This window comes from Micrococcus sp. EYE_212, assembly GCF_023147585.1.
Lineage (GTDB): Bacteria > Actinomycetota > Actinomycetes > Actinomycetales > Micrococcaceae > Micrococcus.
The window spans coordinates 1-17,609 of the sequence record NZ_JAHXOZ010000024.1 but is presented as its reverse complement, the minus strand read 5'-3'; the positions used below and the strand labels follow the sequence as shown (position 1 = coordinate 17,609).

Genomic DNA, 17,609 nt, shown 5'->3' with positions numbered 1-17,609 from the left:
CCCGCCGATGCCATAACACCGCCAGCACACCACCACACCACCACACCACCACACCACCACCACAAACGACACCACACAACCGATTGCGCCCACACCACAATACGTGTATGGTTTGACTCAGCAGGAGGCACCAGGCCCCCCGCACCCCTCTAGGAGGACACGATGGATGCTCTGACCGCCCGCACCCCGCTCGATCTGACCGACTACGCCGCCGCCGCCCTGCCGTCCACCCCCGCGGATTCCGTGGTGGCCATCGGCCTGAAGGGCTCGCGGCTGGGGCCGGTGATGCGCCTTGACGATGTCGCCGCCCCCGCCACCATGGCCGGAGTGATCGCCGCCAGCATGCGCCCCGCCAACTGCACGCGCGTCTTCCTGATCGGCTACGGCCCGGAGGACCGCGCCCTGCGCTGGCTCGAGCTGGAGTCCATCCTGACCGGCCACGGTCTGAGCGTGGAGGGGCTGATCCACGTGGACGGGCGCATGTGCACCAACCTGGGCACGGGCGAGGCCGTGGCCTACGCCCCGGGCACCTCCACGCTGGGCCTGCACCTGGCCCTGCTCGACGGTGCGCGGGCTGAGTACCCCACCGCCACCCCGAGCGAGTCGGACGCTCTGACGGAGGCCGTGGCGGCTCACGCGGCCACGCTGACGGACATGCACGCGGACGCTCCGGCGCTGATCGAGGGCATCAACCGCCTGCTGAAGGATCAGAACGACGCCGGGGCCGCCGCCGTCGTGCTGGCCACCCTGAACCACCGTGACCCGGAGTATCTGATCGCGGCGCTGGTGACCTGCGCGGCCCCGATCCGGCTGGAGGCGGTGGACTTCGCCCGGGGCGAGTTCCCGCACGGTCTGCGCTGGAAGGCGAGCGTGGAGGCCGAGACGGTGCTCAACGCCGCCGTGGCCCTCGGTCCGGGCCACGCCTGCGCTGGGGCGCTGGCGGTGCTGGCCTACGTGGCCTGGATCCGAGGCGCAGGAGCGGTGGCCGATGGCCGCCTGAACCTCGCCGAGCGATGCGCCCCGCACCACCCGCACGTGCGCGCCGTGCGCCGGATGACGCGGGCCACGCCCGTGGCCGTCGTGGCCACCGACCCGGCGTGGGCCTGGGGCAAGCACACGAGGGCCGCTGAGGGCCGCTGAGCGTGACCGGGGGGCCAGCGCGTAACGCTGGCCCCCCGGCGTCCGTGGAGACGGTGCCCCGACGGTGCACGCCCGCCAACGTAGCCCGGCCCACGCGTGGGCGGGCGCTGCCCGAATCGCTGTTGACCACTCGGCCGTGCGCGTGTATGGTTATACACGTAGCGGGGGGCATGAGGCCCCCGGCGCCCCGAGCGGCCAGGAGGCCCGACATGGACACCGACCAGACCACCATCTGCACCTCCCAGAACGTGCACATCGGCCAGGAGGTGGTCATCTACCACCGCACCTACCTGGGCAACTGCTCCAGCTCCAACGACGGCGTCGTGACCGCCGTCGATCCCGAGCACCGCACCTACACCGTCAGCTACCAGGACATGCGCGGCCGCGAGGCCTACACCATCTCCGACCAGTGGTACGGGGACGGCTGGGCCTACTGCATGCCCGTCGCCGAGGTGTACGGCGGCTGAGCACGACGGGGGCGGCGCGCACGCGCCGCCCCGTCGTCGCCTCTGGCCGCAAGCGCGGGCGGGTCCCGCGCTCGCTGCCGCGTGGGGACGTGTCGTGGAGATGAGCTGCCGGCTGCATCGAGCTGCTGCCGGCTCCCGAGGACCGCGACACGTCCCCGCCCTTCCTGCGACACGACCGATGGCGCGCCGGCCCGCGCTCGCGGATGGTGTTGTGCACGCGCCGGGGTATGTGTATGGTTGGACACGTCGCGGGGGGCATGAGGCCCCCGGCACCCCGACGGCCAAGGAGGCCCCCATGTCCAAGCACATCTATTCCGCCGGCTCCCTGCGCGCAGCCCTGAGCGCCGGCTCCCTCGCCGCCCGCGTCTCCCCCAACCGCGGCCCCGTCCACCTGGAGGTGCTCCCGGAGAACGCCCTGCGCGTGATCAGCACCCACGAGGACGCCTACGCCTGCGCCTACGCCGACTCCGACCGCCCGGCCCCCGCCGCGCTCGCGGGCCTGCCGCCGGTGGTGCTGTGCGTCCTGGACGTCTCCCAGCTGATGCGCCACCTGGACGCGCTCCCCCTGCCCGAGACCCCGGTCAACGTCACCGCCACCGCCGACCGCGTCCACGTCGACGTCGTCGGCGGCCGCGAGCGCTGGACGTTCGCCAACCTCGCCGCCCCCGGCGTGCCCACTCCCGCCATCCCCCAGGCCCCCGGCCCCGGCGTCGAGCTGCCCGCCCTGCCCGCGACCCTGGGCCTGCCCGGGCTGCTGATGGACGTGCTGAGCGGCGGCGGCCGCCTCCACGGCACCCGCTACCTGCGCCAGCGGATCCACGGCGTGCCCGGCGCACTGGACCTGATCGGCTGGAGCATCGGCGCCTGGGCACACGGACGCGCCTACGTCGCCCCGATAGACGGCTACACGCCGGCCGCCCGCGAGGCCGCCGCCCTGGCCGACCGCGACAGCCTGGCCGCCCTGCCCGCCGCCTGACCGGCAGGCCGCGAGCGCGGGGGCTCCCGCGCTCGCGGCATCCCGGGGACGTGTCGTGAAGATGAGCTGCCGGCTGCATCGAGCTGCTGCCGGCTGCCGAGGACCGCGCCACGTCCCCGCCCCCTCCGCGTCACGACCACGGGCGCGTGGACCTGCGCTCGCGGATGATGTTGTGTGCGCGCCGGTGTATGTGTATGGTTGGACACGTCGCAGGGGGCATGAGGCCCCCGGCACCCCTTCCAAGGAGGCTCCCGTGAGCATCGTCAACAACCCCACCTCCACGATCCGATCCCTGCGCCAGGCCCTCCACGCGGCCCTGGCCCCGCTGGGCTGGGCCAGCGACCACGCCCGCACGCACGGGCGCATCTGGTTCGAGCTGACCGAGGCCGGCTACCGCCTCACCGCCTGTCGGCCCCGGGAGTGGGCGCGCACCTACGCCCCCTGCGAGCCGGCCACCCACGGACAGGGCATGGCCCCGGTGGCCCTGTCCTTCCCGGACGCCCTGAACCTCAGCTACGAGCTGGACAGCCTGCCCGGGACCTACCCGGCACACCTGGCCACGCGTGCCCGCTGCCTGTTCCTGAAGGTGCACGACCCGGACCGCCCCGGCCACGCCTACCGCCATCGCGTCTACCGCACCGCCAACCCCGAGGGGGCCAGCGCCCCCTCGGGCCCGTTCCCCCTGCCGCAGGCGGACCAGCTGATCCCCTCCCCTGTCCCCACGCACGCGGGCACCCTCTCGTGCCTGCTGGGCGCAAGCGCCCACCTGGCCTCCAGCCCCCGCCTCTACGCCGTCCCCGGTCAGCCGGCCCTGACGGACTGGAGCATCGGCGATTGGGCCCACGGGCGGCTCTACACGCCCCCGCGCCACCGCACCCGCCCGCGCGACCTGGCCGACGAGCACGCCGGGCTCGCCGCCCGGCACGAGGCCTCCGCCCTCTTCCTGCCCTGATCCCCACCGGACCCCCGGCCCGGGCGTGCGCCCCGCGCTCGCGGTCGGGCTGGGGGCGGGGCGGGGACGTGTCGCGGAGATGAGCTGCCGGCTGCATCGAGCTGCCGGCGGCTGCCGTGGACCGCGACACGTCCCCGCCCTGACCGCGTCCCGGGCCCCCTGCCCCCCACCGCCCGCGTCGGGAGGGAGGACCCGTTCTCCCCCGAGCGGATCGACTCCGCTCTGGCGAGCCTGCCCGACGTCGACGGCGTCCCGGCCCTGAGCGTGCTGTGGCACGCCGGCCAGCAGGGCACCGCCGAGGACGTCGCCCATGCTCTGCTGGAGCGGCGCGCGGCCCTAGAGACCGAGCGGGCCCAGCAGTCCGCGGCCGCCCGCGCGGCCCGCGAGCAGGGGCAGCAGACGGCTCGCGCGCAGGCTCTCCACGACGCCCGCGACGCCGCCACCCGCTCCCACTGACCGCACACGCGCCGCGCTCGCGGATAGTGTTGTGCGCCGGCCGTTATATGTGTATGGTTGGACACGTCGCAGGGGGCACGAGGCCCCCCGCACCCCGAGGCCAAGGAGGCCCCCTGATGTCCCAGCTGCTCTACCGCCCCGCCACCCTCGCCCGCGCGCTCTACGCCGGCTCCCAGGCCGCCCGCGCGGCCGCCACGGACACGGACCCCGACGCCGGCGGCGTGGGCCTGACCCTCCAGCCCGACGGCTCCCTGCGGATCTACTCCGCGGCAGGGGAGAGCTTCTCCCGCGCCTACGCCGACCCGGCCCCGGGCACAGACACCGGCGACGAGGCCCCGCTCGCAGTGCTCTCGCTCCACGGCACCCAGACCCTGCTGGCCCGCCTGGCCGAACTCGACGACACCTACGAGACCGTGGAGCTGCGCGCCGACGCCGTCGGCATCTACCTGGTGCGCGACCTCTGGGTCACCTTCGCCTCCGCCAGCAACAAGGCCGACACGCTCTCCCCGGTGGACACGCTCGCCGTTCGTCCGCGCGACATGGCCGGCCCGGTGCCCCCGAGCACCCCGGACGGCGCCGTCCCCGACCCCCTGTGGGGGCTCCACGCCGGCCTGTGCCTGGACCTGCTCACGGGCGGGCCGGCCATGGGCCCCGAGGACAGCCTCGACGCCTGGGCCGTCCGCGAGCGCGACGATCTGCTGGCCTGGCACCTGGGCGACTGGGCGCTGGGCCGCACGCACGCCCGCCAGATGAGCCCGCGCGGCTGACCGGCACCCGTCCCCGCCGGCCTCGCGCCGGCGGGGACGGGGGGGGACGTGTCGCGGAGACGAGCTGCCGGCTGCATCGAGCTGCCGCCGGCTGCCGGGGACCGCGACACGTCCCCGCCCGCTCCGCGTCACCACCAGGGGCGCGCCGATCCGCGCTCGCGGATGATGTTGTGCAGACGCCGTTGTATGTGTATGGTTGGACACGTCGCAGGGGGCGCGAGGCCCCCAGCACCCCTTCCAAGGAGGAGCCCCATGGGCATCATCACCACCGCCGACCACCTGTACCGAGCCCTGGACCTGGCCGCCTGGCCCACCCGCCTGCCCGCCACCCACACCCCCGGCACCCCGACGCCCACGGTGATCCTGCGCGCCCGTCAGCAGTGCCTGGAGCTGACCGGCTCCGATGGCACCCACACCTCCCGCGCCGGCGCCCGCGCCCTCGACGTCAGCACCGGCCCCCTCGAGTCCGGGGCCATGCTGCGCGCCGACCAGGCCCACCACCTCATCAAGACCCTGCGCGCCCTGCCCGAGCGCACCCTGCACCCGGTGGCCGTGGAGGCCGACGACGAGCTGGTCTACCTCCACCTGGCCGACTCGACCCTGCGCCTGCCCAACATCGCCGCCACCGTCCGCCCGCCCGTGGTGGACCCCGCGCTGATCGACCCGGACGTGCTGATCACCTGCCGATGCCTGGACACCCACGTCCCCGCCGGAGTCCTCGCCGAGCTGACCCGCACCGCCCACCGTCACCGCCGCCTCGGTCCCCTGCGCCTGCTCGCCGGCGGCCGCCCCGGCTACCTCGGATGGGACCTCAGCGGCTGGGCCCACGGCATGATGCGCCAGGACCCCGCCGAGGCCGTCAGCACCCACCAGCCCCCCTTCCATCTGCCCGAGTCCATCCTGAACCCCGCCCGCTGACCCCTACCCGCCCGCGAGCGTGCGCCGCCCAGGCCGGCATGCGCTCGCGGGCCGACACCCGGGGGAAGCGTCCCCGAGATTTTTCAACCTCCCCTGTTGTGCAGTCGCCGTTGCATGTGTATGGTTGGACACGTCGCAGGGGGCACGAGGCCCCCGGCACCCTCAACCTAGGAGGTTCCCATGCAGGATCTGCCCCAGTCCCCGGAGTTCAAGGACGGCTACCAGGCCGGCTTCTCCAGCGGCTACGAGTCCGCCAAGCGGTTCTACGTGCGCCGCGGCGACCACGCCTACACGGCGGCCCAGCAGTGGCAGGCTCTGCGCGAGGAGCCGCGCGGCCGCCGCGCCGTGGAGGTCCTCACCCTGCTGCACCCCGAGCTGGTCGCGGCCCTGGACAAGGTCGCCCACCACGAGCTCGGTACCGCCCTGGGCTGACCCCCCCCCCCCCCCCCCCCCCCGCCCCCCCCCGGCCCCCCCCCCCCCCCCCCCCCACCCCCCCCCGAGCGCGGGGCCCACCCTGGCCCCGCGCTCGCGGCACGCCGGGGACGTGTCGCGGAGATGCGGGGCCGGCTGCATCCGTGGCACAGCCGGCGGCCGGTGCGATGCAGGGTGTTGCACATCCGCCCGCGCATGTGTATGGTTAGACACATCAGCAGGGATCACCCGGATCCCCGCACCCCATAGAAGGGACAGCCATCATGGCCAACGCAATCCTGATCACCCCCACCGGCGACGTCACCGAGGAGCAGGTCAACGGCCTGGAGGACTTCCAGCAGCACGTCGGCGGCTACGTGGAGGCCCTGTCCTCCGACGATGGCGACCACACCATCTGGCTCAATGAGGAGGGCAAGATCGCCGGCCTGCCGGTCAACTCCAAGGGTCACCGGATCGTCCACGAGCTGACCATCCTCGCCCCGGACGACGTCATCGTCGGCCCGGTGCTGATCACCGGCGACCTGGCCGACGACGGGGAGACCTACCTGCCCCCCACCAAGGCTCTGCGCGAGCGGCTCGGCCTCGACGACTGAGCCCCACGGGCGGGCGGGCCCCGCGGCCCGCCCGCCCCGGCCGCGCCGGGGCCACCCACGAATCCCACACCCCTGTTGCGCCGTCCCTCTTGCGCGTGTATGGTTATACACATCAGCAGGGGTCGTCCGGACCCCCGCACCCCGCAGAAGGGACCGCCACCATGGCCGCCACCCCCACCGAGCAGACCACCGCCGACCTCACCCTGACCCCCTACGTCGTGCTGGGCGAGCTCACCGACCCCGGGCACTGCCAGGCCTGAGACACCCACCGCCCCCGGCCCCACGGGCCGGGGGCGGCTCTGCCGGGACGTGTCGCCGAGATCAGCTGCCGGCTCACCTCAACCCGTGCTGGCGGCGCCACGCCTGATCCAGCACCACCCGCTTCGCCGTCACCATCTCCGGCGCGCCCTTCTGAGGCAGGATCCCGGCCCAGGTCACCTGGAGCACCCAGTAGGCGACCTCCCTCTCCCCGATCCCCGGGACATGCCGCAACCGGCGCTCCCACTCCCGGAACCCCGCCAGGGTCCGCCGCGGGCCATCATGCGCACTCGCGCACCATCCCGGATCCGGCGCCGCGGAGACCTTCATGTCCACCAGGATGATCCGGCCTGCCTTGGTGTGGATCAGCAGGTCCGGGCGCACCACCCCCGTGCCGGTCCTGCCACCGCCGCCGGCCATGGGCCGAGAGAGGTCCATCAGGGGCACCTCCGACCACACCCACGACGGCGGATCCTCCAGCTCCCCCAGAACCCAATCCAGCTCGGCCGCGGCCGCGCTCGCGGCCGGCGCCAGACGGTGGCGCACCCACTTCTGGTCCGAGTCGGAGAGCGAGCGGTAGTCGTCCAGGGGGCCGGACCAATCATCACCGGCCCCGTCCTGGTGATCCGCTGATCCTCCCCCGCCCTCCCGCCACACCGGCGGGAGGGCGGGCAGGATGACCATCACGACCTCCACGCCCCCAGGAGACCCCATGCCCCTGAACGCCCGCTCCCGCATCCTGATCACCCCCCACGGCTCCGACGAGTCCTTCGAGGGCACCGTCGGCGGCCTGATCCGCCACGTCCGCCACGCCGACCCGTCCGCGATCACCGCGCTGGAGCAGTCCCTGCACCGCGCCTGCCGCCTCCCCGACACCGGCGACGTCTGCGAGGCGAGCCTGGAGCACAACCTCGCGGTCCTCACCGCGGCCGACCTCGAGCGCTTGGAGCCCGGGGCCACCATCACCATCCTGGACGCCTGATCCGCCCCGCACCGAAGGAGACCCCCTGATGCGCACCCGCCCCCTGATCCTGCTCCCCCTGGCCCTGGCCGGCCTCGCCCTCCAGGGGTGCACCGCCACACCTGCTCCTGCCCCGTCGACGAGCGCGAGCGCGGCCCCCACGGCAGCCGCGAGCAGCACCACGGCACCCACTGCGGCCGCCAGCTCGGCCACCCCCACGACACGTCCCTCCAGCTCGGCCCCCGCCAAGCCCGTGGACGTGCAGATCCGCATCCAGTGGATCCCCCGCGACGGCACCACCACCACGGCAGCCCGCGGCGGCGTGAACCTCTTCGTGGGCGGCACCGGCGCGGACACCCACACCAAAGAGACCATCCCCGCCGAGCCCGCCGGCACCACCCCCCTGACCCTGCGCACCCAGGCCAAGCCCGGTGAAAAGATCCAGGTGATCGCCAACGTCCCGCAGCTGCCCGCCGCCGGCGACCTGCACTGCGAGATCATCGCCGACGGCACCACCGCCCCCCTGGACGCCCAGACCGGCGACCCCAAGGGCATGCCCATGGTCCAGTGCGAGGCCACCGTCCCCGAGCCCTCCAGCTGAGCATCCCGCGGACACCGCGACACGTCCCCGCAGCGCCTCCACGACACCCGCAGCTGTCACGAGCACTGGCTGGCGTCTAGGAAGGACCGGGGACCAGCCCAGATCCCTACGACAGCTCAACCCAGGAGCCGTGAATGCCCCTGGGAGTCTGGCTCATCCCTGCGCGGGCGGAGCTTCCGACGGGCTCACCGACTTTGACGACGTGCCCGTGGGCTCATCCCTGCGTGCGCGGGGCTTCCCCCTCCCGCGACGTGCATCACTACACGGTGGTGGGCTCATCCCTGCGTGCGCGGGGCTTCCACATGGATGAGGTTGGTTCCGGGGCGCTGTGTGGGCTCATCCCTGCGTGCGCGGGGCTTCCCTGAACTACGTTGCGGTCATCGTCACGTACACGGGCTCATCCCTGCGTGCGCGGGGCTTCCACTACCTGGCCAGGGCGGATGCTCCGCGCTCTGCGCTTTCCCCTTCGGTTGAGGGGGGTTGGGATGACCAGCCAGTTGCCCGGCTGGACATGCCCACACCCTGGGGTGCGGGCTTGACGCTTCCACGCCCCTGCCCCGCGGCCCCGCCAGATGGCGGGCCCGAGACAGCAGCTCCACGTCCGTTTCGACTCTCCCGACGGCCTCGGGCGAGCTCAACCCCTGCTCCACGCTCCTCCTGCACAGCCCACGCCCGGATGTTGATCGCGGCGTTCACGTCGCGGTCGATCACCAGGTGGCAGGCCACGCACTCGAAGGTCCGCTCGGCCAGGGACAGCGTGGATTTGACTGTCCCGCAGCGCGAGCACGCCTTCGAGGAGGGCGCGAATCGGTCGATCATCTTCACCTGGGACCCTGCCCAGGAGGTCTTGTAGTCCAGCTGCCGGCGCAGCATCCCCAGCCCGGCATCCAGGATCGCCCGGTTCAACCCGGACTTGGCGGCCACGTTCCTACCCGGCGCCTCGAGCGTCCCGCGAGCCGAACGGGTCATCCCCGCCACGTTCAGGTCCTCCAGGGCGACCACCGCGAAGTCCATCGCCAGTCTCGTGGACACCTGATGCAGCAGCCCCGCCCGACGTAGGGCGATCCCGTGCTGGAGTGCCGCGATCTGCCGGCGCACGCGCTCGCGGCGGTTCGAGCCGGGCTGGGTGCGGGCGTAGGCGCGCTGGAGGCGGGTCAGGCGGGCAGCCTGGCGGGCACCGGGGCGGCCGTTGTCGATGACCTCGCCGGTGGAGAGGGCGGCCAGGTGCTTGACGCCCAGGTCCACGCCGACGGCGCCGTTGGCGCGCTGGCGACGGCTGGGCCCGGTCCGGATGGGGGTGGGGTCGGCAACGAGGATCGAGGCGTACCACCGTCCGCCAGCCTGGGAGATGGTCATGGACCGGATCTGGGCGCCGCGGCGGCAGGCGCGGACCAGGCGGCTGGTCTTGTCGTAGGTGCGGATGGTCCCCAGGGAGGCCAGGCGCAGGTGCCGGTGGTCGGTGATCACCCCGCGGCGGGGCTCGCCGCGCTTGTAGGGGGTGCCCGCGGCGCCGATGACCTCGGGGGCGGGGATGGTGAAGCTGTCCCGGGACCGGCCCTTCTTCTTGAACCGCGGCAGGCCGACGCGCGCGCCGGCGCGCGTGCCGGAGGCGGAGGCCATCCAGTTCTCGGTGGCCTTCGCGGCGTTCTGGAGGCCGGAGACCAGGACGCGGCGGGGCACGGTGTGCATCCAGGGCTCGGCGTATCGCTCGTCGGTCCATGCTTCGGCCGGGTCGGCGCCGGCGGCGATCGCGGCGGCGGCCTCGCGGTGGCGGCGGATCAGCGGGGTCAGGTGGGTCGTGGAGTACGACTGGTAGCTGGCCACGCGGAGGGTGGGGTCGGCGGCGCGCTCGGCCTTCATGCGCGCGGCCAGCTCGGGGCCGGCCAGCCCGGTCTCGGCCAGCTCGGTGCGACGGGCGGCACTGGCGGCCAGGGCGGCCCGGTTGTGGGCGGTGAGCATGTTGTAGGCGACGCGCGCGGCGCCGGCGTACTGGGCCAGCAGGGTGGCCTGGGCGGGGTTGGGGTCCAGGCGGTGCTTGAACGCGCGCAGCCTCGGGGCCAGGTCGGTACCCGTGGTAGTCGTCATCGCTCGCACCTCCTCCTGCGCCAGCATCGTCCATCCGTTCAGGGGCATGGTCACCCACCCCCCGGACACGTTACGGCCTCGCTTACCCAGCCGGGCAGGAGGCCAACACCCTGCGCATCGCCGCGCGCTCGCGCTCGGTGACGCTCAGCCCCCACTTGGCCTTCACCACCACCTGGTGCTCCACGAGCTCACATCGGCCCGCAACGGTGTCTGGCAGCCAGTCCGCCGCGGTCGCATCCGACTTCGAGGTGTTCGCCGGCCCATCCACGGCCAGCAGATTCGCCGGGTCGTTGGCGAACGCCGTGCGCTGGGACTCGTCCCACGCCCACGCCCCGGAGGCCCAGGCATCGGCAAGAGAGACCGTGTGGTCGATATGCACGGCCTGAGAGTCCTGGGAGGAGAAGGGGATCGTAGCGCCGCTGTAGGGGTCCACGAGCTCGCCGGAGAGCACCTTGCACCCCTGCGTGCCGGGCTTGATCTGCACCTGTGTCAGGTCGCGCCGCAGCACGTCGTTACGGGTGTCACAGCCATTGCGGTCCACGTCCGCCCAGCGCTGGCCGAACGCGTCTCGCGTGTAGGCGCTGGCCGGTGCCGCGGAGGTCAGAGCCAGCTGCTCGAGCTGGCCCCCGACCGGGCCGGCCGCCGGCGTCGGGGACGTGTCGCCGAGTGAGGGCAGCTCCACTCCGCTGGGCAACTCCACTCCGCTGGGCAGCGCCACCTTGGGAAGCTTCACCTCTGGCACCTGGACCCCCTGCACATGTCCACCCCCGACGGCGCCAGCCACACCCAGAGCAGCCACCACGGCGACGACGCTCGAGACCCATCGACGCACGCTCACGAACCCGCCCCCTCACCCTCCTGCGGAGTGGGCACAGCCTCGATCACAGCGTGCAGCCCATGGCTCACCCGCAGCCGGCGCGCAGCCTCGGCGGTGGCCGCCCGGTGCAGCTCCACGGGAATCACCTCGATGCCATCACCCATGTCCGGCTCCTCCATCTCCGGCAACCACCTGTAGAAGGAACCGCGGGAAGCGTAGGTCAACATCAGCGCGGCACCGGCCTGCTCATGCACGCGCAAGGTCTCGGCGATCAGCTCCTCCACGAGGCGCTCGCGGTAGTCCTCCAGGCGGGTCATGGCCGAGTCGATCCAGGACCAGTCCCGCGGCGGGTTCTTGCCGAACTCCCAGCGGGTGATGCTCTTCTCCGCGACACCCAGGGTGTCGGCGAGGGCGTCGCGGGACAGACCGAGGGCCTCTCGGCGGCACTTCAGCTCGATAGCGTTCATGGCTCAGCCCTCCGCCTTCTGGTCGGCCGGCTCGTCCTGGTCGGTCACGCCGTACTCCTGACGCAGGGCCTCCTCCTCGAGGCGCAGGCGGGTGATGGCCTTCATCAGGGGCTCGCGACGGGTGTGCAGCTCGTTGTTGGCGGCGTCCTCCCAGCTGTCCAGGGTCCAGCCGGCGCCCTGGATCTTGCTGACCATGACGGCGTCGGGGGCGCGCAGGTCGTTCTTGATGCGGGTCCAGGTGGAGGGCGAGGTGAAGCCGGCTTGCCGAGCCATCTCGTTGACGGAGTAGTAGAAGGTGGTCATGGGGGTGCTCTCTCAATCTGGAGGCGACAGAATCACCTCACGTAGGTCTAGCGATACACGTCAAACCATACGCGTCATTCCATACACCCGCAACCGTTATCCACAACCCTCCCCCCGTCACCACTGCCCCTGCTATGGTTTGCACAGGTCGAACGTGAGCCCATCCCGTAGGGCCTGCGACTTAGAAGCCCTCCTGGCCATCCCCCCTCCGCGCCGGGAGGGCTTCGCTCTGCCTGGCGCCCAGAAGGGACATCACGGCCGCGCGACGGCCTTATCCACGGTGAAGGACACCCGCGGATCGGAGGAGCCGTAAGCATCGAGGTCGAGCACCTGGAGGCCGCCCTGGCCGAGGCCAGCGAGGTGGTGACCGACAGCGAGTGCGCACATGCGAGCACCGCAGCCTGCCATTGGTGGCACTGCTGCCAGGTGCTGCGGCGGTTCATCGACACCCCGGACGCCTTCCCGCCGGCGGCGCCGGTCGCCTAGACTGGACCCCAGAAGCGCCCCGCTTTCCCGTTGATCTGACAGTCGCAGGAACCTCGCGGGGCGCTTTCGCGCGTCCAGAGCTTGTTGCCCTCCACCTGCCAGCCCACCTAGTATGTTGACGTCAGATCAACGTAAGGGTGGAGGTGTCCCTGATGATCCAGGTGTCCTGGCAAGGGCGGATGACCACGTCCCTGCCGACCACAGATTCCGAGGTGGCCCGCTGGGTCGCCCACGACCGTCCCGAGATGGTGCGCGCCCAGACCGCCGACGGCACCGCCTACCGGCCCGACGCCGCTCAGGTCCTCGCGTTCATGCAAGCCCAGGCCCACCTGGCCCAGATGCTGCGCTTCCAGTACGCCGCCGCCCACGGGCTGGTGCCCGCGCACGCAGGCGCCATGCTGACCGCGGCCTAGGGCGTGTCCGACAATAGCTTGGACCACGCGATCACCGCGTTCAAGAGAACGGCGGCCCGGTAGACGATCGCGTACTTGTCATACCGGGTCGCCAGGCCCCGCCACTGCTTCAGGCGCGCGTACTGGCGCTCGAGCACGTTCCGCCCCTGGTAGGCGTCCGCGTCGAGGCCGACGGGGCGCCCGCCGCGGGCACCGCGGCGTCTGCGATGGCCCTGCTGGTCCGCCGGCTCGGGGATCACGGCTTTGATGCCTCGGGTGCGCAGGTGGGCGCGGATCGCCCGGGAGGAGTAGGCCTTATCGCCCAGCACCGCCTCGGGGCGGGTCCGGGGCCGTCCCACCGGCCGGGCCACACGCAGCTGTTCCAGCAGGGGCAACAGCATCGGGGAGTCTCCTGCCTGGCCTGGGGTGATCAGGCTGACCAGCGGCATCCCGGCGCCATCGACGAGCTGATGGATCTTCGTGCTCAACCCGCCACGAGAGCGCCCGATCCCGTGATCGGCCGGCTCCTCACGCGGATTCTTGTAACTCGATCCATCCCCCTGTGTGCCGGGTGGTGCTGGTGAGCGCGGGCGATCGTGGAGTCCACCGACACCGACCAGTCCACCAAGCCCTGCGCGTCAGCGGCGGCGGTCAGCTTCGCCAGCACCGTGTCCCAGGTGCCCTCGGCCGCCATCCGGCGGTGCCAGGTCCACACTTCTCTGCCAGGGCCCGTAGACCTCGGGCAGGTCCCGCCAGGGGATCGAAGCACCGGTACCGGTAGATGATCGCCTCGACCATCGTGCGGGCATCGGAGAACGGCCTGCCGGCGCGGCCGGTCCGGGTCGGGAGCATCGGGGCCATCAGCTCCCACTGGGCATCGGAGAGCATCTGGAACCGGGACATGCCTTTCAGGGTGCCAGCTGACCCCTGGATCCATTCTCAGACACGCCCTAGCGTGGTGCTCTCGCGCTCGGCGCGTGAGCACCACGGGAGTCTGCGGGCCGGGGCGTGTGTCGCCGGCCCACGGGCGCTAAGAGGAGCGGTGTCCTCGTCGCGCTCGATGTCTCGGGGAGCGCAGCGCGGGGCGTGTCGCTGAGGTGTTCACACGGTGTTTTCGCCGTCCTCGGTGCGGGAGTGGTCCTCGATCAGTTGGGGGTCAGACGGATGAACTCTTTTTCGGAGAGCCCGCTTTCATAGGCCTCTGCCTGTGGGTGCCAGTGGTGGTGCCTCCAGCAGGGTGATGCCCTGAAGAAGACGTTCCGCGAGATCACCGCTCAGCTGGTGGATTCTTCCGACACGACGCGTCAACGCGACGGGTACGTCGGACCGGACCGATCAGACGCGCGCCGCGTAGAGCTCCATCAGACGCGTCTGCCGCTCCTTCTCCGTCGCACCGGAGCCCAAACCGAGGATGCCGTCCATGACACGGTCCAGTCGGGCGTGCGCCTTCAGCAGTTCAGGGGCCATCGCCAACGGGTTGTAGTGCTGAGCCAACGACCGCTCCGGGTGTTCCGCACGCGCCGCGAGCACGCCCGCTCCGGCGTCGATGAGCTTGCCCCGCTCCGCTTCGGACAACTCAGGTATCGGCAGCGTGTTCCACACCAGCGTGTTCGAGAACCGCAGGTCGGATTTGATCTGCCCACCGACCATGCGCTGCCACGCGATGAACGCCGAGGAGGAGATCACCGCGAACGCAAAACCATCCTCATCGGCCGCAACGAAGTTGGCGTCCCCAGAGACGACGTCCGCTCCGAAGCGGTCTGCGGTGAAGTAGGCCCGCGTCGTGGAGACGTGGCGCGGGATGCAGAGATATTCCCCACGGGGTCGATTTTTGTTGGGCCGGAACAGGTGCGGTGTCTCGCGCAGCTTGTAAGCATCTCCGGAGACTGGGGCGGCCTCGCGATGCGCCTTGCACTCCTCGATGTGCCGGCGCAGCACAGCAGAGCGGGCGAGATCGGAGGGGTCCAGGTCTTCGAGCCAGAGGCACCATCGGAGAAGCCCACGGATCAGCTCCCGTGCCCCGACGTACCGACGCAGGTACTTCACCGCCACCGGGTCGGCAGCAACCTCCTCGTACTCCGTGGCTTCCACAATCAGGTGGCCGCCGTCGGCCGGCTTGGACCCGTAGACCACCGGCGGCAGGTCAGCCGCGGGCCGGCTCCGCTTCGACACAACTACCCAGGGCCCCTCCACTAGGTACGGGCTGATCGCCCTCACCGGCTCCTCTACCGGATGACCCTGAGACCGCTCATACGAGAACAGGCGGGCACCCTTCATCGAGACGCCCTTGGAGAAGCCGATGATGACGCAGTGCACTGACGCCGCCCCCGGCGCCTCCGACACCCACGCGAACGTGCGGTGCGCGAACAGGATCGTCCATCCTTCACGGCGCAGCGGCCCGAACAGGGCCGGCACGGGCTGGCCCTGAGCGATGGAGTTCGTGGTCACGAACGCGAACCGGCCTACGCTCTGCGCGGCGAAGAAGTGCATGGCCTGGGCGTGCCAGCCGGTCACGTAGTCCAAGTAGCCGTCGTAGTCCTTGCCCCACACCGCCTTCATGTCCGCGGTCTGCTCGGCGGTCTTGGTGTACTGGCCGATGAACGGCGGGTTGCCCATTACGTACACGTCCGCCGAGGCCGGCACGACCTCGTTCCAGTCCAGTGCCAGCGCGTTGCCGACCACGATGTGGGCCGACTCCGTCAGCGGCAGCTGCTCCGGGGAGATGCCGATCTTCAACGACATGTCCTGGTTCGCCTGGTGGTTCACCAGGAACATCGCCGTCCGGGCGATAGTGGCCGGCCACTCCTCCAGCTCGATCCCGTGGAAGTGCGGCATCCGCACCTTCACTGTCTCGTCCTCATCCAGCATCAGCGCCGTCTGCGCGCGCTTCTTCGACAGCTCCTGCCGGCGCACCAGGATCTCCAGCTCCAAGGCCCGCAGCTCTCGGTAGGCGACGATCAGGAAGTTCCCGCACCCGCACGCCGGGTCCAGGAACCGCAGCTGCCCAAGCCGGTCGTGCAGCCGGCCCAGGGCGGCGCGGTCGTGGATGCTCTTCACGAACTCCGCGCGCAGCTCATCCAGGAACAACGGGCCGATCAGCTTCAGGATGTTCTCTTCGGTCGTGTAGTGCTCCCCCAGCTCCCGGCGCGCCTCTTTGGACTTCACCGCCTGGAACAGCGAGCCGAAGATCGCCGGGGAGATCGACCCCCAGTTGAACAGGCACGCTTCGATCAGCTTCTGTCGCATGGACGCGTTGAAGTACGGGATCGAGATGGCCTCCCCGAACACGGACCCGTTCACGTATGGGAAGCGCAACAGCAGCTCGTCCGTGCCGGCCATGCGCTTGTTCACCGGACGGTTCAGCACCTGGAACAACGCGGTCAGCTGCGCACCCAGGTCCGAGCCATCCTCGGCCGTGCGGGTCTGGATGAACTCCAAGAACAGATCCCGCTCCCACAGACCCGAGTCGTCCGCGAACAGCGCGAACAACGTCCGCACCAGGAACACGGACGCCTCGTGCTCGTCGTATCCGGAGCCCTCCAACTCCACGTAGAGGTCGGCCATCAGCTGCGCGGCCTTGACCGAGGCCGCGGTCTGCTCGGCCGAACCGAAGACACGCTTCTGGTAGCCGGCGATGAACCCGAACCGCTCAGCCTCCACCGGCAGCTGCTCCAACGGGAACTCCACCACGGCATCGGCATCCCCAGCCGGAGCCTCCAGGTCACGCAGACGGAACGTCTCGAAGTCGCAGGTGATGACATAGCGGGGCTGCTCGGCCTCGGGCACGTTCGCCAGGTACGTCAGCGCCTGATCCTCGGCGGCGACGAGGTCCTTGCCCAGCGACTTCTGCTCCGCGATGAGCATGCCGGGCCAGAACACGTCGATGAACCCAGCCCCTCCATCGGCCTTCCTCGCCCGACTCTCGTACTGGGCCACCTTGCGGCGGCGGATTCCGTAGACCGCGAACAGCTCCGTCCAGAAGGACTGGGACTCGCCCCTCTCGTAGGACTCCCCAGCCCACTCGCGCACGAACGCTGCGGCGTTCGACCGGATCTGGTCCCAGGACAGCGGCTTGGACTGCATCGTTGAGGCCCTTTCGTCGGAGATTCCCATCCTCCCGCAGGGGAGCAGGCGAAAGCGGAAAGCAGGAACCGCCGGAGCACGTGTCCCGTACCCCGGCGGTTCCTTCACCTCATGTCACGACGCATGCCAGCGCCACCGCCAGCCCGAGGCCGGCGTAGGCGGCGCGTGCGTCCCCTCAGTGAGCCAGAATGTCGCGCCGGTGGGATGACCGGCGGCATCGTGCAGGTTATGCGGACCCGTGCGATCAGTGATCTGACCAGGCTTGAGGCCGTAATGATTCACCATGGCATCCATGGGGACCTTCCTTCGTGTCGGTTTCATCGTGGACGGGCCTTGCCCCTTGATCGTGGACACGGTGTCGGTTCGGTTATGCCGCTTCCGTGAGGGTAGCTGACCTCGCGGCGTCGTAGGCGTTCTCGTAGCTATTTGGGCTCACCTGGCCGATCGTGGAGTGG

The 17,609-nt window shown here is 71.2% G+C and carries 19 protein-coding genes, 1 pseudogene and 1 CRISPR repeat array; of the genes and pseudogenes, 12 read left to right on the top strand and 8 right to left on the bottom strand.

Annotated elements, in window-relative coordinates:
* Positions 1-162 precede the first annotated feature (162 nt).
* The 9 genes from KZX60_RS11535 (at position 163) to KZX60_RS11490 (ending at position 6,701) form a co-directional block, all read left to right on the top strand.
* Complete coding sequence (locus KZX60_RS11535; protein ID WP_248118520.1) at positions 163-1,140, top strand: DUF4192 family protein; 978 nt, start codon at positions 163-165, stop codon at positions 1,138-1,140.
* A gap of 209 nt (positions 1,141-1,349) precedes the next feature.
* Complete coding sequence (locus KZX60_RS11530) at positions 1,350-1,607, top strand: hypothetical protein (protein ID WP_248118518.1); 258 nt, start codon at positions 1,350-1,352, stop codon at positions 1,605-1,607.
* Between the two features lie 295 nt (positions 1,608-1,902).
* Complete coding sequence (locus tag KZX60_RS11525) at positions 1,903-2,583, top strand: hypothetical protein (RefSeq protein WP_248118516.1); 681 nt, start codon at positions 1,903-1,905, stop codon at positions 2,581-2,583.
* A 253-nt stretch (positions 2,584-2,836) separates the two neighbouring features.
* Positions 2,837-3,535, top strand: a complete 699-nt coding sequence (locus KZX60_RS11520; RefSeq protein WP_248118514.1) for a hypothetical protein — start codon at positions 2,837-2,839, stop codon at positions 3,533-3,535.
* A gap of 264 nt (positions 3,536-3,799) precedes the next feature.
* Positions 3,800-3,991, top strand: coding sequence for a hypothetical protein (locus tag KZX60_RS11515; protein ID WP_049161172.1), 192 nt, complete (start codon positions 3,800-3,802; stop codon positions 3,989-3,991).
* 116 nt (positions 3,992-4,107) lie between these two features.
* On the top strand, positions 4,108-4,758 hold the full coding sequence (locus KZX60_RS11510; protein WP_248118512.1) for a hypothetical protein: 651 nt from the start codon (positions 4,108-4,110) through the stop codon (positions 4,756-4,758).
* 252 nt (positions 4,759-5,010) lie between these two features.
* Positions 5,011-5,676 carry a hypothetical protein gene (locus KZX60_RS11505; RefSeq protein WP_248118510.1) on the top strand — a complete coding sequence of 222 codons (666 nt, stop codon included), beginning with the start codon at positions 5,011-5,013 and terminating at the stop codon, positions 5,674-5,676.
* A gap of 180 nt (positions 5,677-5,856) precedes the next feature.
* On the top strand, positions 5,857-6,108 hold the full coding sequence (locus KZX60_RS11500) for a hypothetical protein (RefSeq protein ID WP_123244360.1): 252 nt from the start codon (positions 5,857-5,859) through the stop codon (positions 6,106-6,108).
* Positions 6,109-6,371: 263 nt separating this feature from the next.
* Positions 6,372-6,701 carry a DUF3846 domain-containing protein gene (locus KZX60_RS11490; protein WP_031943816.1) on the top strand — a complete coding sequence of 110 codons (330 nt, stop codon included), beginning with the start codon at positions 6,372-6,374 and terminating at the stop codon, positions 6,699-6,701.
* Positions 6,702-7,034: 333 nt separating this feature from the next.
* On the opposite strand, the gene KZX60_RS11485 is transcribed toward KZX60_RS11490, so the two are convergent.
* Entirely contained in the window at positions 7,035-7,643 is a 609-nt protein-coding gene (locus KZX60_RS11485; RefSeq protein ID WP_248118508.1) for a hypothetical protein, read from the bottom strand.
* Between the two features lie 28 nt (positions 7,644-7,671).
* Here KZX60_RS11485 and KZX60_RS11480 point away from each other — a divergent pair, with 28 nt between their 5' ends.
* Positions 7,672-7,941, top strand: a complete 270-nt coding sequence (locus KZX60_RS11480; RefSeq protein ID WP_248118506.1) for a hypothetical protein — start codon at positions 7,672-7,674, stop codon at positions 7,939-7,941.
* Positions 7,942-7,969: 28 nt separating this feature from the next.
* Entirely contained in the window at positions 7,970-8,521 is a 552-nt protein-coding gene (locus KZX60_RS11475) for a lipase chaperone (RefSeq protein WP_049159090.1), read from the top strand.
* A gap of 149 nt (positions 8,522-8,670) precedes the next feature.
* Positions 8,671-8,943: direct repeats of the CRISPR family, unit length 29 nt; unit sequence GGGCTCATCCCTGCGTGCGCGGGGCTTCC.
* Between the two features lies 1 nt (position 8,944).
* Here KZX60_RS11475 and KZX60_RS11470 read toward each other — a convergent pair.
* The 5 genes from KZX60_RS11470 to KZX60_RS12035 form a co-directional block, all read right to left on the bottom strand.
* Positions 8,945-10,654: a transposase gene (locus KZX60_RS11470; RefSeq protein WP_248118504.1), complete on the bottom strand. Its 1,710-nt coding sequence runs from the start codon at positions 10,652-10,654 to the stop codon at positions 8,945-8,947.
* Between the two features lie 34 nt (positions 10,655-10,688).
* Complete coding sequence (locus KZX60_RS11465; RefSeq protein ID WP_248118502.1) at positions 10,689-11,339, bottom strand: HNH endonuclease family protein; 651 nt, start codon at positions 11,337-11,339, stop codon at positions 10,689-10,691.
* 101 nt (positions 11,340-11,440) lie between these two features.
* Positions 11,441-11,890: a helix-turn-helix transcriptional regulator gene (locus KZX60_RS11460; protein ID WP_119218018.1), complete on the bottom strand. Its 450-nt coding sequence runs from the start codon at positions 11,888-11,890 to the stop codon at positions 11,441-11,443.
* A 3-nt stretch (positions 11,891-11,893) separates the two neighbouring features.
* Positions 11,894-12,193, bottom strand: a complete 300-nt coding sequence (locus KZX60_RS11455) for a hypothetical protein (RefSeq protein ID WP_031943823.1) — start codon at positions 12,191-12,193, stop codon at positions 11,894-11,896.
* 252 nt (positions 12,194-12,445) lie between these two features.
* Positions 12,446-12,580: a hypothetical protein gene (locus KZX60_RS12035; protein ID WP_282442847.1), complete on the bottom strand. Its 135-nt coding sequence runs from the start codon at positions 12,578-12,580 to the stop codon at positions 12,446-12,448.
* Between the two features lie 251 nt (positions 12,581-12,831).
* On the opposite strand from KZX60_RS12035, the gene KZX60_RS11450 reads away from it, so the two are divergent.
* The gene (locus KZX60_RS11450; RefSeq protein ID WP_248118500.1) at positions 12,832-13,092 is read left to right on the top strand and encodes a hypothetical protein; all 261 of its coding nucleotides are present in this window, start codon (positions 12,832-12,834) and stop codon (positions 13,090-13,092) included.
* Here KZX60_RS11450 and KZX60_RS11445 read toward each other — a convergent pair.
* Together KZX60_RS11445 and KZX60_RS11440 are read right to left on the bottom strand one after the other, a co-directional pair.
* Positions 13,089-13,974 (bottom strand): annotated as a pseudogene (locus KZX60_RS11445) (IS5 family transposase). The gene KZX60_RS11450 and the pseudogene KZX60_RS11445 sit on opposite strands and share 4 nt — an antisense overlap.
* 432 nt (positions 13,975-14,406) lie before the next feature.
* Positions 14,407-17,154 carry a DNA methyltransferase gene (locus tag KZX60_RS11440; protein ID WP_248118498.1) on the bottom strand — a complete coding sequence of 916 codons (2,748 nt, stop codon included), beginning with the start codon at positions 17,152-17,154 and terminating at the stop codon, positions 14,407-14,409.
* Positions 17,155-17,609: the final 455 nt, after the last annotated feature.